We start from the raw sequence: 21,095 nt of genomic DNA, 5'->3' as shown, positions 1-21,095 counted from the left end.
TCAACGGACCCGACTCCGTCGTCGTCTCCGGCGACGAGGACGCCGTCCTGGAGATCACCGCCGCGTTCGACGAGCTCGGGCGCAAGACCAAGCGCCTGCGGGTGAGCCATGCCTTCCACTCGCCGCGCATGGCCGCCATGCTCGACGCGTTCCGCACCGTCGTCGAAGGACTCACCTTCCACGCACCGCGCATCCCGCTGGTCTCCAACCTGACCGGCGCCCTGGCCACCGACGAGCAGGTGTGCTCGGCCGAGTACTGGGTCACCCACGTCCGCGACACCGTCCGCTTCGCCGACTGCGTCCGCACCCTGCGCGACGCCGGCACGACCACCTTCCTGGAACTGGGCCCCGACGGCCCGCTGTCCGCCATGGCCCAGGACACCCTCGGCGACACGTACGACGCCGAACTCGTCCCGCTCTGCCGCGCCGACCGCGGCGAGGAACTGGCCGTCACCACCGCGCTCGCCCGGCTCCAGGTCCAGGGCGTCACGGTGGATTGGACGGCCTACTTCGCCGACAGCGGCGCCCGCCGCGTCGACCTGCCCACCTACGCCTTCCAGCACGAGTTCTACTGGCCGCAGCTGCCCGCCGCGGCCGCCGCTGCGAACGGCGCCGACCCCGCCGACCAGCAGCTGTGGGCCGCCGTCGAGCACGGCGACGCCGACGAGCTGGCCGCCATCCTCGGCCTGGGCGAGCAGGAGCACGATTCCCTCGGCTCCCTGCTGCCCGCGCTGACCTCCTGGCGGCGCGGCAAGCAGGAGAAGTCCCGGCTGGACGCGCTGCGCTACCGCGTCGAATGGGCGCAGCTCAACAAGCCCGCCGCCCCGGTCCTCGACGGCACCTGGCTGCTCGTCACCGGTGACGCCGAGGACGCCGGGGGCGCCGGCGAGCAGCTGGCGGGCACCCTGAGCGCGCACGGCGCGCGGGTGCACCGCCTCGCCCTGGACGCCGCGTGCGCCGACCGGCAGGTGCTCGCCGCCCGGCTCGAAGCCACCGAAGGCTTCGACAGCGCGGCCAACGTGCTCTCCCTGCTTCCGCTGGACGAGCGCCCCTCCGGCGCGTACGCGCCGCTCAGCCGCGGCCTCACCCTGACGCTCGCACTCGTCCAGGCACTCCATGACACGGGATCCCACGGACGGCTGTGGACGGCCACCCGCGGCGCCGTGTCCACCGGGCCCGCCGACCCCCTCACCCACCCCGCGCAGGCCGCGGCCTGGGGGCTCGGGCGGGCCGTGGCCCTGGAGCACCCGCGGCTCTGGGGCGGGCTCGTCGACCTGCCCGGGACGCTCGACGAGCGGACCGCGCAGCGCCTCGCCGGCGTCCTCGCCGTCAAGCACGCCCCCGACGGCGAGGACCAGGTGGCGCTCCGCGCGGGCGGGGCCCTGGGTCGCCGTCTCGTCCGGCACGCCGCCGAAAACCCGCCCGCCGCCGAGGAGTTCACCGCCCGCGGCACCGTGCTGGTGACCGGCGGCACCGGTGGCCTCGGCGCGGAGGTCGGCCGCTGGCTGGCCCGCTCCGGCGCCGAGAACCTCGTCCTCACCAGCCGCCGCGGCCCGGACGCCCCCGGCGCCGACGCCCTGCGCGCCGAACTGGAGGAGCTGGGCGCCCGCGTCGAGATCGTCGCCTGCGACGCCGCCGACCGGGACGCGCTGGCCGCCGTGCTCGCCGCCGTCCCGGACGAACTGCCCCTGACCGGCGTGGTGCACACCGCGGGCGTCGGCCAGTACGGCCCCCTCGACGGGCTGACCCCCGCCGAGTTCGCCGAACTCACCTCCGCGAAGCTCGCGGGCGCCGCACACCTCGACGAGCTGCTCGGGGACCGCGAACTCGACCTGTTCGTCCTCTTCGGCTCCATCGCCGGCGTCTGGGGCAGCGGCGGCCAGAGCGCCTACGGCGCCGCCAACGCCTACCTCGACGCCCTCGCCGAGCACCGGCGCGCCCGCGGACTGGCCGCCAACTCCGTCGCCTGGGGCCCCTGGGCCGAAGCGGGCATGGCCACCGACGAGGCGGTCTCCGGCGCCCTGCAGCGCCAGGGACTCGGCCTCCTGGAGTCGGCCCTCGCGATGACCGAACTGCGGCGCGCCGTCGTCCAGGGCGACACCACCGTCACCGTCGCCGACGTCGACTGGGAACGCTACGCACCGGTGTTCACCTCGGCCCGCCCCAGCGCGCTGCTCGACGGCCTGCCGGAGGTACGGGCACTGGCCGACGCGGCAGGCGCCGCCGACACCGGCGACACCTCCGAGTTCGTCACACGGGTACGCGCCCTCTCCGAGTCCGAGCAGACCCGGCTCCTGTCCGACCTCGTACGCAGCGAGGCCGCCGTCGTCCTCGGCCACGGCTCCGCGGACAGCGTCCCCGAGGGACGCGCCTTCCGGGACATCGGCTTCGACTCACTGACCGCCGTCGAACTGCGCAAGCGCCTGGCCGCCACCACCGGCCTCACCCTGCCCAGCACCATGGTCTTCGACTACCCGACCCCGCTGGAGCTGGCGCAGTACCTCCTGGCCGAGATCCTCGGCGCCGTCCTCGACGTGGCCGGGCCGGTCGCCACCGGCGCCGCCGACGACGAACCCATCGCCATCATCGGGATGGGCTGCCGCTTCCCCGGCGGAGCCGACTCGCCCGAGCAGTTGTGGGACCTGGTCACCGACGGCGCGGACGCCGTGTCGGACTTCCCCGTCAACCGCGGCTGGGACACCGAGGGCCTCTTCGACCCCGACCCGGACCGGCAGGGCAAAACCTACTCCACCCTCGGCGGCTTCCTGCACGAGGCCGACGCGTTCGACCCGACGTTCTTCGGCATCTCCCCGCGTGAGGCACTGGTGATGGACCCCCAGCAGCGGCTGCTGCTGGAGACCACCTGGGAGACCTTCGAGCGCGCCGGGATCGACCCCGCCGCAGCCCGCGGAAGCCTCACCGGCACCTTCATCGGCTCCAGCTACCAGGACTACGGACTGGGCGCCGGTGACGGCGCCGAGGGCCACATGGTCACCGGCAGCATCCCCAGCGTCCTGTCCGGACGCATCTCCTACGTCATGGGCCTCGAAGGCCCCGCCGTCACCGTCGACACCGCCTGCTCCTCGTCCCTGGTCGCGCTGCACCTGGCCTGCCAGTCGCTGCGCAACGGGGAGTCCACGCTCGCCGTCGCGGGCGGCGCCACGATCATGACCACTCCCGCCCCCTTCATCGCCTTCAGCCGCCAGCGGGCCCTCGCCCAGGACGGCCGCTGCAAGGCGTTCTCCGACGGGGCGGACGGCATGACCCTCGCCGAGGGCGTCGGCATCCTGCTGGTCGAACGGCTCTCCGACGCCCGGCGCAACGGACACCCCGTCCTCGCGGTGATCCGCGGCTCGGCGATCAACCAGGACGGCGCGTCCAACGGACTCACCGCCCCCAACGGGCCCGCCCAGCAGCGGGTGATGCGCCAGGCCCTGGCCAACGCCCGCCTGACCCCCTCGGACATCGACGTCGTGGAGGCGCACGGAACCGGTACGCCCCTGGGCGATCCGATCGAGGCGCAGGCCCTGCTCGCGACGTACGGGCGCGACCGCGACCCGGAGCGCTCGCTGCTGCTCGGCTCGGTCAAGTCGAACATCGGCCACACCCAGTCCGCCGCCGGTGTCGCCGGCGTCATCAAGATGGTCATGGCGCTGCGCCACGGCCTGCTGCCCAGGACCCTGCACGCCGACAACCCGTCCTCGCACGTGGACTGGGACTCCGGCTCCGTGCGGCTTCTGCACGAGGCCGTCGAGTGGCCCGAGACCGGCCGGCCCCGCCGCGCCGCGGTCTCCTCGTTCGGCATCAGCGGCACCAACGCCCACACCCTGATCGAGCAGGCGCCCCCCGCCGACGAGCCCGAGGCGTCCCCCGCCGCCGAGCCCGTGCCGGTGGCCGGCGGCGTCGTACCGTGGACCGTCTCGGCGAAGACCGCAGCCGCGCTGCGCGCGCAGGCGGCCCGGCTCGTGTCGCACCTGGAGACAGCGAGCCCCGCGCCGCGCCCGCTCGACGTCGGATACTCGCTCGTCTCCTTCCGCGCGGTCTTCGAACACCGCGCCGTGGTGGTCCCCGCCGAGGACACCGACCCGATGGACGCCCTGCGCGCCGTCGCGGCCGACGGACCGTCCGCCGTGGTGGCCCGCGGGACCGCCGACGTCGAGGGCAAGACCGTCTTCGTCTTCCCCGGTCAGGGCTCTCAGTGGGTGGGCATGGGAGCCCAACTGCTCACCGAGTCACCGGTCTTCGCCGAGCGGATCGCCGAATGCGCCGCGGCCATCGGCGAGTACGTGGACTGGTCGCTCATCGACGTGCTCCAGGGCAAGGAGGGCGCGCCCACCCTGGAGCGCGTCGACGTCGTACAGCCCGCCTCGTTCGCGGTCATGGTGTCGCTGGCCGCCCTGTGGCGCTCCCGCGGCGTCGAGCCCGCCGCCGTCGTCGGCCACTCGCAGGGCGAGATCGCCGCGGCCGTCGTCTCCGGCGCGCTGTCCCTCCAGGACGGCGCCCGGGTCGTGACCCTGCGCAGCCAGGCCATCGGCCGCACCCTGGCCGGCCACGGCGGGATGATGTCGGTGGCGCTGCCGGTGGAGCAGCTGGAGAGCCGTCTCGATGCCTGGCAGGGCCGGGTGTCCGTCGCCGCCGTCAACGGACCGCGCTCGGTCGTCGTCTCCGGCGAACCCGAGGCGCTGGACGGGCTGTCGGACGAGCTGACCGCCGACGAGGTACGCGTGCGGCGGATCGCAGTGGACTACGCCTCGCACTCCGCGCAGGTCGAGAACCTCCACGACGAACTCCTCGACGTACTCGCGCCGATCGCCCCGCGCACCGGCGACGTCCCGTTCTTCTCCACGACGATCGGCGACTGGCTGGACACCGCGGGAATGGACGCGGGCTACTGGTTCCGCAACCTGCGCCAGAGGGTCCTGTTCGCCGACGCCGTGCACGATCTGCTGGAGGCCGGGCACCGCGCCTTCATCGAGGTCAGCTCGCACCCCGTACTGACCATGGCCGTACAGGACATGATCGACGAGTCGGCCGAACCGGGCGTCGCCACCGGCACGCTGCGCCGGGACCAGGGCAGCGTGTCCCGCTTCCTGCTCTCGGCGGCCGAGGTCTTCGTCCGCGGCGTCGACGTCGACTGGGCAGGGATCTTCGAGGACTCCGGAGCCCGCCGGGTCGACCTGCCCACCTACGCGTTCCAGCACGAACAGCTCTGGGCCATCCCTCCCGTCGCCGAGCCGGCGGTGGCCACCGACCCCGCCGACGCCGAGTTCTGGGCCGCCGTGGAGCAGGAGGACGTCTCCGCGCTCACCTCCGCCCTGGGCACGGACGAGAACTCCGTGGCCGCGGTCCTGCCGGCCCTCTCGTCGTGGCGCAGGTCCCGCAAGGACCGCTCCACTGTCGACTCCTGGCGCTACCGGGTGTCCTGGAGCCCCGTCGGCATCGTCCCGCAGCGGTCGCTGTCCGGCACCTGGCTGCTGGTCGGCGCCGAAGGCCACGACCACGACACGGACGAGGTCGCCGACGCACTGAGCGGCCAGGGCGCCGCGGTCACCCGCCTCGTCCTGGACGGGACGTGCGTGGACCGCGCGGTGCTCGCCGAACGGCTGGCCGGCGCCGGGGAGATCACCGGTGTCGTCTCCACGCTCGCCGCCGCCGAGGAGCCGGACGAGCGCACCCCCGTGCTGCCGCTCGGCCTGGCCCTGACCGTCTCCCTGGTCCAGGCCCTGGGCGACGCCGGAATCGAGGCACCGCTGTGGTTCCTCACCCGGGGCGCGGTCTCCACCGGCCGCTCCGACGAGATCACTTCCCCCACCCAGGCCCTGGTCACCGGCGTCGGCTGGACCACCGCGCTGGAGCACCCGCAGCGTTGGGGCGGCGTCGTCGACCTGCCGCGCGAACTCGACCAGCGCGCCGCCGGACGGCTTGCGTCCGCACTGTCCGGCGCCCTGGGCGACGAGGACCAGCTCGCCGTCCGCGCCTCCGGGGTCTTCACCCGGCGCATCGTCCGCGCCGCGGCCGGCGGCGGGCAGGGCCCGGCCCGCGACTGGACGCCGCGCGGCACCACCCTGATCACCGGCGGCTCGGGCACGCTCGCCCCGCACCTGGCCCGCTGGCTGGCCGGGCGGGGCGCCGAGCACCTGGTGCTGATGAGCCGCCGGGGCGCGGACGCCCCGGGCGTGGCCGAACTCGTCGCGGAACTCACCGCGTCGGGCACGCAGGCCACCGCCGTCGCGTGCGACGTCACCGACCGCGACGCCGTCGCCGCTCTCCTCGCCCAGCTCAAGGCGGAGGGCCGCACCGTGCGCACGGTCGTGCACACCGCCGCGCTCATCGAGCTGTACTCGCTGGCCGAGACCACCATGGACGCCTTCTCCCGCGTCCTGGACGCCAAGGTGACCGGCGCCCGGGTCCTGGACGAACTCCTCGACCACGAGGACCTGGACGACCTGATCCTCTACTCGTCCACCGCCGGCATGTGGGGCAGCGGGGCGCACGCCGCCTACGTGGCAGGCAACGCCTATCTCGCGGCGCTCGCCGCCCACCGCCGCGCCCGCGGCCTGCGCGCCACCTCGCTCTCCTGGGGCATCTGGGCCGACGACATCAAGGCCGGCCGCGTCGACCCGCAGATGATCCGCCGCAGCGGCCTGGAGTTCATGGACCCGCAGCTGGCGCTGAGCGGACTGAAGCGGGCCCTGGACGACGACGAGACGGCCGTCGCGGTCGCCGACGTCGACTGGGCGACGTACCACCCCGTCTACACCTCCAGCCGCCCCACGAACCTCTTCGCCGAGATCCCCGAGGTCCGGGCCCTGACCGAGGCCGCCGAGCAGAGCACCGGCACCGTGGTGGAGGGCGAGTTCACCGCCCGGCTGCGGGCCCTGTCCGCCGCCGAGCAGGAGCGGCTGGTGCTGGAGGTCGTCCGCACCGAGGCCATGGCCGTGCTGGGGCTTTCGTCCCCCGACGCCCTGCCGGACCAGCGTGCCTTCCGTGACGTGGGCTTCGACTCACTCACCGCCGTCGGACTGCGCAACCGCCTCGCGTCCGTCACCGGACTGACGCTGCCGACGACCATGGTCTTCGACTACCCGAACCCGGCCGCACTGGCCGGATTCCTCCGCACCGAGCTGGCCGGCGCCCAGAGCGCCGGAACGCCCGCGGCCACCGCGTCCGCCGCCGCGACCGACGACGACCCCGTCGTCATCGTCGGCATGGGCTGCCGCTACCCCGGCGGGGTCGCCTCGCCCGAGGAGCTGTGGAAGCTCACCCTGGACGGCATCGACGCCGTCTCCGCCTTCCCGGCCGACCGGGGCTGGGACGCCGAGGGACTCTACGACCCCGACCCCGACCGGTCCGGCAAGACCTACTCGGTCCAGGGCGGATTCCTCCAGGACGTCGCGGAGTTCGACCCCGGCTTCTTCGGGATCTCGCCGCGCGAGGCGATGTCGATGGACCCGCAGCAGCGCCTCCTGCTGGAGACGGCCTGGGAAGCCTTCGAGCACGCCGGGATCGACATCGTCTCCCAGCGCTCCAGCCTCACCGGCACCTTCATCGGCGCCAGCTACCAGGACTACGCGTCCAGCGTGGCCAACTCCTCCGAGGGCTCCGAAGGCCACATGATCACCGGCACGCTCTCCAGCGTGCTGTCCGGCCGGGTCAACTACCTGTTCGGCTTCGAGGGACCGGCCGTCACCCTCGACACCGCCTGCTCGTCGTCCCTGGTCGCGCTCCACCTGGCCTGCCAGTCCCTGCGCAACGGCGAGAGCACCCTGGCGCTCGCGGGCGGCGTCAGCATCATGTCCACCCCCAGCGCCTTCGTCGGCTTCAGCCGCCAGCGGGCCCTCGCCACCGACGGCCGCTGCAAGGCGTACGCCGAGGCCGCCGACGGCATGACCCTCGCCGAGGGCGTCGGCCTGGTCTTGCTGGAGCGCCTCTCCGACGCCCGCCGCAACGGCCACACCGTGCTCGCCGTCGTACGCGGCTCCGCCGTCAACCAGGACGGCGCGTCCAACGGACTCACCGCCCCCAACGGCCCCTCCCAGCAGCGCGTCATCCGTCAGGCCCTGGCCAACGCCGGCCTGCGGTCCCGCGAGGTCGACGTCATCGAGGGCCACGGCACCGGGACCGCCCTGGGCGACCCCATCGAGGCCCAGGCCCTGCTCACCACCTACGGCCAGGACCGGGACGGCGAACGGCCCCTGCTGCTCGGCTCGGTCAAGACCAACATCGGCCACACCCAGATGGCCTCCGGCGTCGCCAGCGTGATCAAGATGGTGCACGCCCTCCAGGAGGGCGTCGTACCGAAGACCCTCCACATCGACACCCCGTCCTCGCACGTGGACTGGTCCTCCGGCGCCATCGACCTGCTCACCGAGCGCACCGACTGGCCCGAGACCGGCCGCCCGCGCCGCGGCGCCGTCTCCTCGTTCGGCCTCAGCGGCACCAACGTGCACGCGATCCTCGAACAGGCGCCCGCCGAGGCGCCCGCCGACCGGCGGGCCCCCGCCGGCCGGCCCCGCCCCGGCGCCCTGCCGCTGGTGGTCTCCGCCCGCAGCGAAACCGCCCTGCGCGCCCAGGCCGGACGGCTGCTCGCCCTGGTCGAGGAGCGCCCCGACACCCCCCTGACCGACCTCGCCTTCTCCCTGGCCACCTCCAGGGCCGGCCTGGAGCACCGCGCCGCCGTGGTGGCGGGGGAGCGCGACGAACTGCTGCGAGGCATGCTGGCGCTGCGCGACGGACTGCCCGGACCCGGCGTGGTCCAGGGCGGCACGGCCCGCGGCCGCACGGCGTTCCTGTTCACCGGCCAGGGCAGCCAGCGGCCCGGCATGGGCCGCGAGCTGTACGAGCGGTTCCCCGTCTTCGCCGACGCGCTCGACGCCGTACTGGCCCGGATGGACGGCGCCCTCGACCGGCCGCTGCGCGAGATCCTGTTCTCCGCCGACGGCTCGCCCGAGGCGGCCCTCCTCGACCGCACCGAGTACGCGCAGCCCGCGCTGTTCGCCGTCGAGGTGGCCCTGTTCCGGCTCACCGAGTCGTGGGGCATCACCCCCGACTACCTCGCCGGGCACTCCGTCGGGGAGCTCGCCGCCGCGCACGTCGCGGGCGTGCTCACCCTGCAGGACGCGTGCGCCCTGGTGGCGGCGCGCGGACGGCTGATGCAGGCGCTGCCCGAGGGCGGCGCGATGATCTCCCTGGAGGCCGCCGAGGACGAGGTCCTGCCGCTGCTGGAGGGCCACGAGGACGAGGTGTCCGTCGCCGCCGTCAACGGCCCGGCGTCGCTCGTCATCGCCGGCGTCGAGGACACCGTCCTCGGCATCGCCGCCACCCTGGGCGAACGCGGCCGCAGGACCAAGCGGCTGCGGGTGAGCCACGCCTTCCACTCGCCCCTCATGGACGGCATGCTCGACGACTTCGCCCGCGTCGCGCGGGGCGTCGCCTACCAGCCGCCGGTGATCCCCCTCGTCTCCAACGTCACCGGCGGCCTCGCCGCCAAGGACCAGATGACCGACCCGGAGTACTGGGTCCAGCACGTGCGCCGGGCCGTCCGCTTCGCCGACGGCGTCAACTGGCTCTCCGCACAGGGCCAGGTCCGCACCTTCCTGGAGATCGGCCCCGACGGCGTGCTCTGCGGCATGGCCCGCGACAGCCTCACCGACGAGCCGCGCACCGCGCTGCTGCCGCTGCTGCGGAGCGGCCGGCCCGAGGAGCAGACCGTCACCACCGCGCTGGCCGGCGCCCACGCCAACGGCGTGGACGTCGACTGGACCGCGTACTTCGCGGACAGCGGCGCCGGCCGGATCGCGCTGCCCACCTACGCCTTCCAGCGCGAGCGGTACTGGCCCGGCACCCTCGCCGCCCCCGCCGCCGGACCCCTGAGCGCCGGCAGCGCCGCCGACGCAGAGTTCTGGTCGGCGGTCGAGCGCGACGACGTCGGCTCACTCGTCGCCACACTGGGCCTCGACGACGCGACCGTCACCGCGATGGTCCCGGCGCTCACCGCCTGGCGCCGCCGCCGCGACGAGCAGTCCGAGGTGGACGCCTGGCGCTACCGGGTCACCTGGAAGCCGCAGACCGGATCCACCGCCCCCACCGCGCTCACCGGACGCTGGCTGGTCCTCACACCCCCCGGCACCGACGAGGCCGAATGGTCCGCCGACGTCGTCGCCGCCCTCGCGACACAGACCGTCCTGTGCGAGGGCGTCGGCCCCGACCGGGCCGCGCTCGCCGAACGGCTGGCCGCACTGCGCGCCGAACACGGCGAGTTCGCCGGCGTCCTGTCGCTGCTCGGCCTCGCCGGCTGCGGCGGCCTCGCCCGCACCGGGGTGCCCGACTCCCTGCTCCTGACCGCCGTCGCCGTACAGGCGCTCGGCGACGCGGACATCGACGCCCCCCTGTGGACCGTCACCCGCGGCGCCGTCTCCGTGGGCCGCTCCGAGCCGGTCGTCGGACTCGACCAGGCCGCCGTATGGGGCCTGGGCCGCGTCGTCGCCCTCGAACAGCCGGACCGCTGGGGCGGCTGCGTCGACCTGCCCGAGCAGCTCGACACCCACAGCGCGCGCAGGCTGCGCGGCGTCCTGGCCGGGACCGCCGGGGAGAGCGAAGCGGCCGTACGCGCCTCCGGCGTGTTCGTACGCCGCCTCGCCCACGGCCCCGCGGCGCAGACCACCGCGGACACCTTCGACCCGACGGGCACCACCCTGATCACCGGCGGCACCGGCGGACTCGGCGGCCACGTCGCCCGCGGCCTGGCCCACGCCGGCGCGGAACATCTGCTGCTCGTCAGCCGCCGCGGCGAGGACGCCCCCGGCGCCGACGCGCTGCGCGCCGAACTGGCGGGCCTGGGCGCCCGGGTCACCATCACCGCCTGCGACGTCGCCGACCGCGACGCCCTGGCCGCCCTGCTCGACTCCGTGCCCGACGACGCCCCGCTCAACGCGGTGATCCACACGGCCGGTGTCGTCCAGGACGGCGTGGTGGACACCCTGACCCAGGACAGCTTCCGGACCGTACTGGAGGCCAAGGTCGCCTCCGCGCTCAACCTGCACGAGCTGACCGCCCACCTCCCGCTGTCCGCGTTCGTCCTCTTCTCCTCCACCGCCGGTGTCTTCGGCGCCGCGGGACAGGGCAACTACGCCGCGGCCAACGCCTATCTGGACGCCCTCGCCGAGTACCGGCGGGCACACGGCCGCACCGCGCTCTCCGTCGCCTGGGGCCCCTGGGCCGGATCGGGCATGGTCGCCGACGAGGCGGAGATCGAGCGGCGCGTCCGGCGCGGCGGTTTCGAACCCCTCGCGCCGGAACCCGCCGTACGCGCCCTGCTCCGCGCCATCGAGCAGGACGACACCGCCCTCGCGCTCGCCGACATCGACTGGGCCCGCTTCGTCCCGGCGTTCGCCTCAACCCGCCCGCTGCCGCTCGTCGGCGACCTGCCGGAGGTACGGCAGTCGGCCACCGCCCCGGCCGGCGCCACCGGCGACGACACGCTGCTGCGACAGCGCCTCGTGGAACTCCCGGACGCCGAGCGCGGCGCGTTCGTGCTCGACCTGCTGCGCACCCAGGTCGCCGCCGTGCTCGGCCACAGCGACCCCGGCGCCATCGAGGACGACCGGGCCTTCCGCGACCTGGGCTTCGACTCGCTGACCACGCTCGAACTGCGCAACACCCTGGCCGCCGTCACCGGGCTCAGCCTCCCGGTGTCCCTGGTCTACGACCGGCCGACCCCGCGCGAGATGGCGGACTTCCTGCTCGCCGAGATCCTCGGCTCGCTGCCCGAGCGCGCCGCCGCCCCGGTGGCGAGCGGCAAGCCCGTCCACGACGACCCGATCGCCGTCGTCGGCATGAGCTGCCGCTTTCCCGGCGGCGTCACCTCGCCCGAGGAACTGTGGCAACTGCTCGAAGAGGGCGGGGACGGCATCACCCGGTTCCCCGACGACCGCGGCTGGGACATCGAGGCGCTCGGAGCGGGCGCGTCGGACACCCTCGAAGGCGGATTCCTCACCCAGGTCGCCGACTTCGACGCGCGCTTCTTCGGCATCTCGCCGCGTGAGGCGCTCGCCATGGACCCGCAGCAGCGCCTGCTGCTGGAGGCCACCTGGGAGGCGCTGGAGCGGGCGGGCATCGACCCCTCGGCCCTGCGCGGCTCCAGCACCGGCGTCTTCGTCGGCACCAACGGCCAGGACTACCCCAACCTGCTGCGCCGGTCACTGTCCGACGTACAGGGCTACGTCGCCACCGGCAACACCGCCAGCGTCATGTCGGGCCGGCTCTCCTACGCGCTCGGCCTGGAGGGCCCGGCCGTCACCGTCGACACCGCCTGCTCCTCCTCGCTGGTCGCGATGCACTGGGCCGGCAAGGCACTGAGCGCCGGAGAGTGCTCCCTGGTGATCGCGGGCGGCGTCTCGGTGATGTCGAGCCCCGACTCCTTCGTCGAGTTCTCCCGGCAGGGCGGACTGGCCCCCGACGGCCGGTGCAAGGCGTTCTCCGACAGCGCCGACGGCACCGCCTGGTCCGAGGGCGTCGGCATCCTGGTCCTGGAGCGGCTCTCCGACGCCGTACGCAACGGACACGAGGTCCGCGGCATCATCCGCTCGACCGCCGTCAACCAGGACGGCGCGTCCAACGGCCTGACCGCCCCCAACGGCCCCTCCCAGCAGCGGGTCATCCAGCAGGCGCTGGCCGACGCCGGACTGACCCCCGGTCACATCGACGCCGTCGAGGCCCACGGCACCGGCACCACCCTGGGCGACCCGATCGAGGCCCAGGCGCTGCTCACCGCCTACGGACAGGACCGGGAGCGCCCGCTGCTGCTCGGCACCGTCAAGTCCAACATCGGCCACACCCAGGCCGCCGCCGGCGTCGCGGGCGTCATCAAGATGCTGATGGCGATGCGCCACGGCACGCTGCCCAAGACCCTGCACATCGGTACCCCGTCCGCGCACGTGGACTGGTCGGCGGGCGCGGTGGAGCTGCTGACCGAGCAGACCGCCTGGCCCGAGACCGGCCGCCCGCGCCGCGCCGGAGTCTCGGCGTTCGGTGTCAGCGGTACGAACGCGCACGTCATCGTCGAGCAGGCGCCGGCGCTCGAAGCGCCGCAGGCACAGCCCGCCGAGCCGGCCGCAGCCCCCGCCGTCGTGCCGTGGATCGTCTCCGGCCGGACGCGTGAGGCCCTTCAGGCCCAGATCGACCGGATCACCGGCTTCGCCGCGCTGAACACCGGGCTGTCCCCGCTGGACATCGGCCGCTCGCTCGCCACCGACCGCACGGTCTTCCCGCACCGCGCGGTGCTGCTGGCCGGCCCCGACGGTGTGCGCGAGAGCGCACGCGGAGTCGCGAGCCGCGCCCCGGGCAAGACGGCGTTCCTCTTCTCCGGCCAGGGCAGCCAGCGCGCCGCCATGGGCCGCGAGCTGTACGAGCGGTTCCCCGTCTTCGCCGAGGCGCTGGACGCGGTCCTCGCCCACCTGGACACGGAGCTCGAATTCCCGCTGAGGGAAGTGCTGTTCGCCCTCCCGGGCACCTTCGAGTCGGAACTCCTCGACGAGACCGGCTGGACCCAGCCCGCCCTGTTCGCCGTCGAGGTCGCCCTGTTCCGGCTCGCCGAGTCGTGGGGCATCACCCCGGACTTCGTCGCCGGACACTCCATCGGCGAGATCACCGCCGCCCATGTGGCGGGCGTGTTCTCCCTGGCCGACGCCTGCCGCCTGGTCGCGGCCCGCGCCACCCTGATGCAGGCGCTCCCACAGGGCGGCGCGATGGTCGCCATCGAGGCCACCGAGGACGAGGTCGCTCCGCTGCTCGACGCGAACGTGTCGATCGCCGCGGTCAACGGCCCCCGCTCGCTGGTCGTCGCCGGCGCCGAGGACGCCGTCCTGCTGGTCGCCGAGGTGTTCGCCGCCGACGGCCGCCGCACCAGGCGGCTGCGGGTCTCGCACGCCTTCCACTCGCCGCTGATGGACGCGATGCTCGCGGACTTCGCCCGGGTCACCGATGGCCTGACCTTCGACGAGCCCCGCATCCCGGTGGTCTCCAACCTCACCGGCGCCCCGGCGACCGCCGACGAACTGCGCTCCCCGGCCTACTGGGTGCGGCACGTGCGCGAAGCCGTGCGGTTCGCCGACGGGATACGGACCCTGCGGGACGCCGGAGTCGGCGCCTTCGTCGAGCTGGGCCCGGACGGGGTGCTCTCCGCGATGGCCCAGCAGAGCCTGGACGGCGCCCAGCCGGCGCCCCTGGTCGTGCCGTTCCTGCGCAAGGACCAGAGCGAGGAAGCGGCGGTCGTCGCCGCACTGGCCGCCTTGCACACCCACGGGACGGGACCGCGCTGGTCCGCGTTCTTCGAGGGGCTCGGGGCACGCCGGGTCGAACTGCCGACGTACGCCTTCCAGCGCGAGCGGTACTGGCCGGAGCCCGCCGCCATCGCGGCCGTCGGCGTGCCCGACCCGGTGGACGCCGCGTTCTGGTCGGCCGTGGAGTGCCAGGACGTCGAGTCGCTGGCCGCCTCGCTCGACCTGGACGGCGACACCGTCACCACGATGGTGCCCGCGCTCTCCGCGTGGCGCCGCCGCCGCGGCGAGCAGTCCGCCGGCGCCGACTGGCGCTACCGCGAGACCTGGACCCCGCTGCCCGCACGGACCGCCGCCGCACCGTCCGGCACCTGGCTCGTGCTCCTGCCCGCCGGTGACCCGTCCCCGTGGACGGACGCCGCCGTCGAGGCGCTGGGCGCGGACGTCGTACGGGTGAACGCCGGGCCCACCGCCGCGGACCTGACGCGGCTGCTCACCTCGGCCCGCGAGGACCGCGACGCAGCGGGCTTCGCCGGTGTCGTCTCCCTGCTCGCCACCGGCACCACGGACGCCACCGGCCTGCCGCCGGAGACGGCCTGGCCCGAGGCGCTGCTGACGGCCCTGGGCGAAGCGGGCATCGACGCGCCGCTGTGGTGCGTCACCCGGGGCGCGGTGTCGGTCTCCTCCGCCGAGCCGCTGCTGAGCGCCGGACAGGCCGCCGTATGGGGGCTCGGCCGGGTCGCCGCACTGGAACACTCCGACCGCTGGGGCGGGCTCATCGACCTCCCCGCCACGCTCGACGACCGCACGGGCGCCGCCCTCGCGGCGGCCCTGAGCCACCGCGACGGCGAGGACCAGATCGCGGTCCGCGCCACCGCGACCCTCGGACGCCGCCTGGTCCGTACGACCGCCACGACGGCCAACCCGGCCGGCGACTCCTGGCGGCCCACCGGCACCGTGCTCATCACCGGCGGCACCGCGGCGATGGGCGGCAGGGCCGCCCGCAGGCTGGCCCGCGACGGCGCCCGGCACCTCGTCCTGACCGGCCGTCACGCGGACGACCTCGCCGGGACCGAGGAGCTCGAAGCCGAATTGGAACAGCTCGGAGCCACGGTCACCTTCGCCGTCTGCGACGTGTCCGACCACGACGCGCTGACCGCCCTGCTGGCCGCGCTCCCCGAGGACCTGCCGCTGACCGCGGTGATCCACGCGGAGGCGGACACCGACGGCATCGGCGCCGGGGAGGCGGGGCTCACCGCCGCCGTCGCCGGCGCGCTCCAGCTCGACGCCGTACTCGGCGACCGGCCGCTAGACGCGTTCGTCCTCTTCGGCACGATCGCCGGAGTCTGGGGCGTCCGGGGCCGGGCCGCGCAGGCCGCGCACGGCGCGTACCTCGACGCCCTCGCCCGGCAGCGCCGCGACCGCGGCGCCACCGCGCTCACCGTCTCCTGGAGCGCCTGGTCGGACCTGGTCGAGCCCTCCATGGCCGCGCACCTGCGGCTGAGCGGCCTGCCCGTACTCGACCCCGACGCGGCGCTCGCCGCGCTCGGCCGGGCCGTCGCCGACGGCGAACCGGCCGTCACCGTCGCCGACGTGCGCTGGGAGACCTTCGCGCCGGCCTTCACCGAAAGCCGCCGCACCGCCCTGCTGGCCGGTCTGCCCGAAGCCCGCACCGCCATCGCCGCCGCCGACGCCGACCGCGGCGACGAGCTCTCGGCGGACGGCGCCTACCGGCGCGACCTGCTCGCGCTGCCCGAGGCGGAGCGTGATGACGCCCTGCTGGCCCTGGTCACCGACAAGGTCGCCGTGGTCCTGGGCCACTCGAACACCGACGCCGTCGAATCCGACCTGCCCTTCCGGGACCTCGGCTTCGACTCGCTGACCGCCGTCGACCTGCGCAACCAGCTCACGGCCGCCACCGGCGTCACCCTGCCCGCCACCCTGGTCTTCGACCACCCGACCCCGGCCGAACTCGCCCTGCACCTGCGCAGCCTGCTGCTCGGCGCACTGCCGGACACCACGGCCTCCGTCGTGGCCTCGGCGCACACCGGGGACGACCCCGTCGTCATCGTCGGCATGGCCTGCCGCTACCCCGGCGGCGTCGGCTCGCCCGAGGACCTGTGGCAGCTCGTACTCGACGAGACCGACGCCGTGGGCGAGTTCCCCACCGACCGCGGCTGGGACCTCGACACCCTGCTCGGCGGCCCGCCGGAGGGCGGCCGCGGCCGCAGCACCACCGGGAACGGTGGCTTCCTCTACGACGCCGCCGACTTCGACCCCGCCGTGTTCGGCATCTCGCCGCGCGAGGCCATCGTGATGGACCCGCAGCAGCGCATCGTGCTCGAAGCCGCCTGGGAGGCACTGGAGCGGGCGGGCATCGACGCGGCGACCCTGCGGGGGAGCACCACCGGCGTCTACGTCGGAGGCGGCAGCGGCGACTACCGGCCGCCGGCCGAGGCGGGACAGTGGGAGACGGCCCAGTCGGCCAGCCTCCTGTCCGGCCGCATCGCGTACTCCTTCGGACTCCAGGGGCCCACGGTCTCCGTCGACACGGCGTGCTCCTCGTCGCTGGTCGCCCTGCACCTCGCGGCCCAGGCCCTGCGCTCGGGCGAGTGCTCCATCGCCCTGGCCGGCGGTGTGACCGTCATGGCCACCCCGGCGGGCTTCGTCGAATTCAGCGCCCAGGGCGCCCTGTCCGACGACGGCCGCTGCAAGGCCTTCTCCGACTCGGCCGACGGCACCGGCTGGTCCGAGGGCGTGGGCATGCTCGTCGTCGAGCGGCTCTCCGACGCCCAGCGCAACGGCCACCACATCCTGGCAGTCCTGCGTGGCTCCGCCATCAACCAGGACGGCGCCTCCAACGGACTGACGGCGCCCAGCGGACCCGCTCAGCAGCGGGTCATCCGCCAGGCCCTCGCCAACTCCGGCCTGACGACCGCCGAGGTCGACGCGGTCGAGGCCCACGGCACCGGCACCAAGCTCGGAGACCCGATCGAGGCGCAGGCGCTGCTGGCCACCTACGGCCAGGGCCGCGACCCCGAGCGTCCGGTGCTGCTCGGCTCACTGAAGAGCAACATCGGTCACACCCAGGCCGCCTCCGGCGTCGCCGGCGTGATCAAGATGGTGATGGCGATGCGACACGGCACCCTGCCGAGGTCGCTCTACGCCGAGACGCCGACCACCCAGGTCGACTGGACGGCGGGCGCCGCCCGGCTGCTCACCGAGCCGGTCACCTGGCCCGATTCCGACCGCCCGCGCCGCGCCGCGGTCTCCTCGTTCGGCGCGAGCGGCACGAACGCCCACGTCATCCTGGAACAGGCGCCGCCCGCCGGGACCGACCCCACGGTCACCACCCCGCACGGACCGGCCCGCGAGCCCGGGGCGCTGCCGGTGCTGCTCTCAGGCAAGTCCGAGAACGCGCTGCGCGCCCAGGCCCGCAGGCTGCTCACCCAGGTGACCGCACGACCGGACGCCGCCCTGACCGACCTGGCGTTCTCCCTGGCGACGACCCGCACGGCCTTCGACCACCGGGCCGCCCTGACGACCACCGACCGTGCAGGTCTGCTGGCGGGACTCACCGCCCTGGCGGAGGGAGGTACGGCGCCCGAGCTGGTCGAGCACCAGGTGGAGCGGGCCGGAAAGCGCGCGTTCCTCTTCTCGGGTCAGGGTTCGCAGCGGCTGGGGATGGGCCGGGAGCTGTACGGCCGGTTCCCGGTGTTCGCGGAGGCGCTGGACTCGGTACTCGCTGTACTGGATCCGCTGCTGGAGCGCCCGCTGCGTGAGGTGATGTGGGGCGAGGACGTCGACCTGCTGAACGAGACGGGCTTCACCCAGCCGGCGTTGTTCGCCATCGAGGTGGCGCTGTTCCGGCTGGTGGAGTCGTGGGAGATCAAGCCCGACTTCGTGGCCGGACACTCCATCGGTGAGATCGCTGCCGCGCATGTGGCGGGGGTGTTCTCGCTGGAGGACGCGGCCCGTCTGGTGGCGGCGCGAGCGAGGCTGATGCAGGCCCTTCCGTCCGGTGGAGCGATGGTCGCGGTGCAGGCGACGGAGGACGAGGTCCTGCCGTTTCTGGTCGACGGTGTGTCGATCGCGGCGGTCAACGGCCCCTCGTCCATGGTCATCTCCGGTGACGAGCAGGAGGTCCTGGAGGTCGCGGTGCGGCTGGCGGAGCTGGGGCGCAAGACGACGCGTCTGCGCGTGTCGCACGCGTTCCATTCGCCGTTGATGGATCCGATGCTGGAGGAGTTCCGGGCGGTCGCGGAGGGCCTGTCGTACGAGGCTCCGCGCATCCCGGTGGTCTCCAACCTGACCGGTGGTACGGCTTCGGCCGAGGAGCTGTGCTCGGCCGGGTACTGGGTGCGCCACGTCCGCGAGGCCGTGCGCTTCGCCGACGGTGTGCAGACCCTCGCCGACCGGGGCGTGACCACGTTCCTGGAGCTGGGCCCCGACGGCGTCCTCGCCGCCATGGCCCAGGAGACGGCACCGCAGGGCGCCGTCGTCGTACCGGTCCTGCGCAAGAACCGCGACGAGGAGACCACTCTCGTCGGCGCGCTCGCCCGGCTCCACGTCCACGGAGCGGGCCCCCGCTGGTCCGCGTTCTTCGCCGGCACCGGAGCCCAGTGGCTCGACCTGCCGACGTACGCCTTCCAGCGCGGCCGTTTCTGGCCGGACGTCATGCCGGGCGTCACCCCCACGGGCGGCGACGCGCAGGACACCCGGACGACGGACCGTGCGTTCTGGGACGCCGTGGAACAGGAGGACTTCGCTTCGCTGGAGGCCACCTTGGACGTCGAGGGCGACGCCCTCTCGAAGGTGCTGCCGGCCCTGTTCGACTGGCGCCGGCAGCAGAACGACGAATCGGTCATGGAGGGCTGGCGCCACCGGATCGTCTGGAAGGCGCTGGCCGGCGGAGCCACCGCGAACCGCAAGGCCCTGACGGGGACCTGGCTCGCCGTGATCCCCGCCGAGTTCACCGAGGACCCCTGGGTGAACGCCGTACTCGACGCGCTGGGCACCCAGGTCGTACGGCTGGCAGTGGCCAGCCCCGACCGGGCCGCGCTGGCCGGGGAGCTGCGGTCGCGCACCGAGAACGGCACACGCTTCGCCGGTGTCCTCTCGCTCCTGGCCCTGCGGGAGACCGCGGCGGGCAGCGTGCCCGAGGGAGTCGCCCTCACCGCCGTGCTGCTCCAGGCGCTCGGCGACGCCGCCATCGGGGCGCCGCTGTGGTGCGCCACCCGGGGCGCCGTGTCCGTGAACCGCACGGACACCGTGAACCACCCGCTCCAGGCCGCCGTATGGGGGCTCGGCCGGGTCGCCGCGCTGGAGTACCCGGAGCGCTGGGGCGGTCTGGTCGACCTCCCGGAGACCCTGGACGAGCGGGCCGCGGCGGGCTTCGCCGGAGCACTGGCGGGCCTCGACGGCGAGGACCAGCTCGCGGTACGCACCTCCGCGGTCCTCGCCCGGCGCCTCGTACAGGCCCCCGGCAAGCGGCCCGTCCGCACCTGGGACCCGAACGGCACCGTGCTGATCACCGGAGGCACCGGCGCCCTCGGTGCGCAGGTCGCCCTCCGGCTCGCCAAGGACGGCGTCCAGCACCTGGTACTGCTCAGCCGCAGCGGCCCTGCGGCGCCGGGTGCCGACGCACTGCGGGCCCAGCTCGACGGGCTCGGCACCACGGTCACCGTCGCGGCCTGCGATGTCGCGGACCGCGCCCCACTGGCCGCCGTACTCGCGGACATCCCGGCCGAGCACCCGCTCACCGGAGTGATCCACGCCGCCGGCGTGCTGGACGACGGAGTGCTCGACCGGCTCACCCCGGAGCGGTTCGAGGCGGTCTTCCGCCCGAAGGTCACCTCGGCCCTCCTGCTCGACGAACTGACCCGTGGATCGGACCTCACGGCGTTCGTGCTCTTCTCATCCGCCTCGGCGGCCGTGGGCAACCTCGGCCAGGCCAACTACGCGGCGGCCAACTCGGTCCTGGACGCCCTCGCCGAACGGCGCAGGGCACAGGACCTCCCGGCGACCTCGGTCGCCTGGGGCGCCTGGGGAGGCGGCGGAATGGCAGAAGGAGCCGGGGCCGACGAGGCCGCCAAGCGCGCCGGAGTCGGCGCCATGGACCCGGAACTGGCCTGCGAGACCATGCTCAGGCTGGTCATGGAACCCGAGCCGACCGCGGTCGTCGCGGAGGTCGCGCTGGACCGCTTCGTCGCGGCCTTCGGCACGGCCAGGCCCAGCGCCCTGCTCCGGGAGTTCCCCGGATACGACAGCATGGTCGCCGCCACGGCGGCGCCCGTGGACAGCGCGGCCGAGACCGGGCTGCGGTACCGGCTCGCCGCCCTGTCGGCGAACCGGCGCCTCGAAACCGTCGTGGACCTGGTCCGCACCCAGGCCGCTCAGGTGCTCAGCTACCCGGACACGGACGCCGTCGGCGCCGAGAAGTCCTTCCGGGACCTCGGAGTCGACTCACTCGGAGCAGTCGAGCTGCGCAACCAGCTCAACAAGGCCACCGGCCTGAGCCTCTCCGCGACACTCGTCTTCGACCACCCCACCCCCAGCTCCCTCGCCGAACACGTGCTCGGACAGCTGATGCCCGAGAACGCGGCGGGGACCGTCAGCGAAGAAGCGGAGATCCGGGCCCTGCTGGCCTCGGTGCCGCTGGCACAACTGCGGGACATCGGTGTGCTGGAACCGTTGCTCCAGCTGGCAGGACGGGGCGAAAGCGCCCCGGCGGAAGACGACACGTCCGACGAGTCCATCGACTCGATGGCAGTGGCAGACCTGGTACGGGCCGCGCTCAACGGCCAGTCCGACCTGTAG

At 74.4% G+C, this 21,095-nt stretch carries 1 protein-coding gene (running past one end of the window); it reads left to right on the top strand.

What is annotated here, in order from left to right; genetic code table 11:
• A protein-coding gene (locus tag ACWDZ4_RS21620; RefSeq protein WP_451510036.1) for a type I polyketide synthase crosses the window boundary here: on the top strand, positions 1–21,095 show its 3' portion. 7,360 nt of this gene lie to the left of the window's left edge; the window shows 21,095 of its 28,455 coding nt (coding positions 7,361–28,455); the start codon falls outside the window, past its left edge; the stop codon is at positions 21,093–21,095.

The sequence above is a fragment of the Streptomyces sp. NPDC003016 genome (assembly GCF_053591455.1).
The sequence above is the reverse complement of the archived record's forward strand: the minus strand, read 5'-3'. Positions and strand labels throughout refer to the sequence as shown.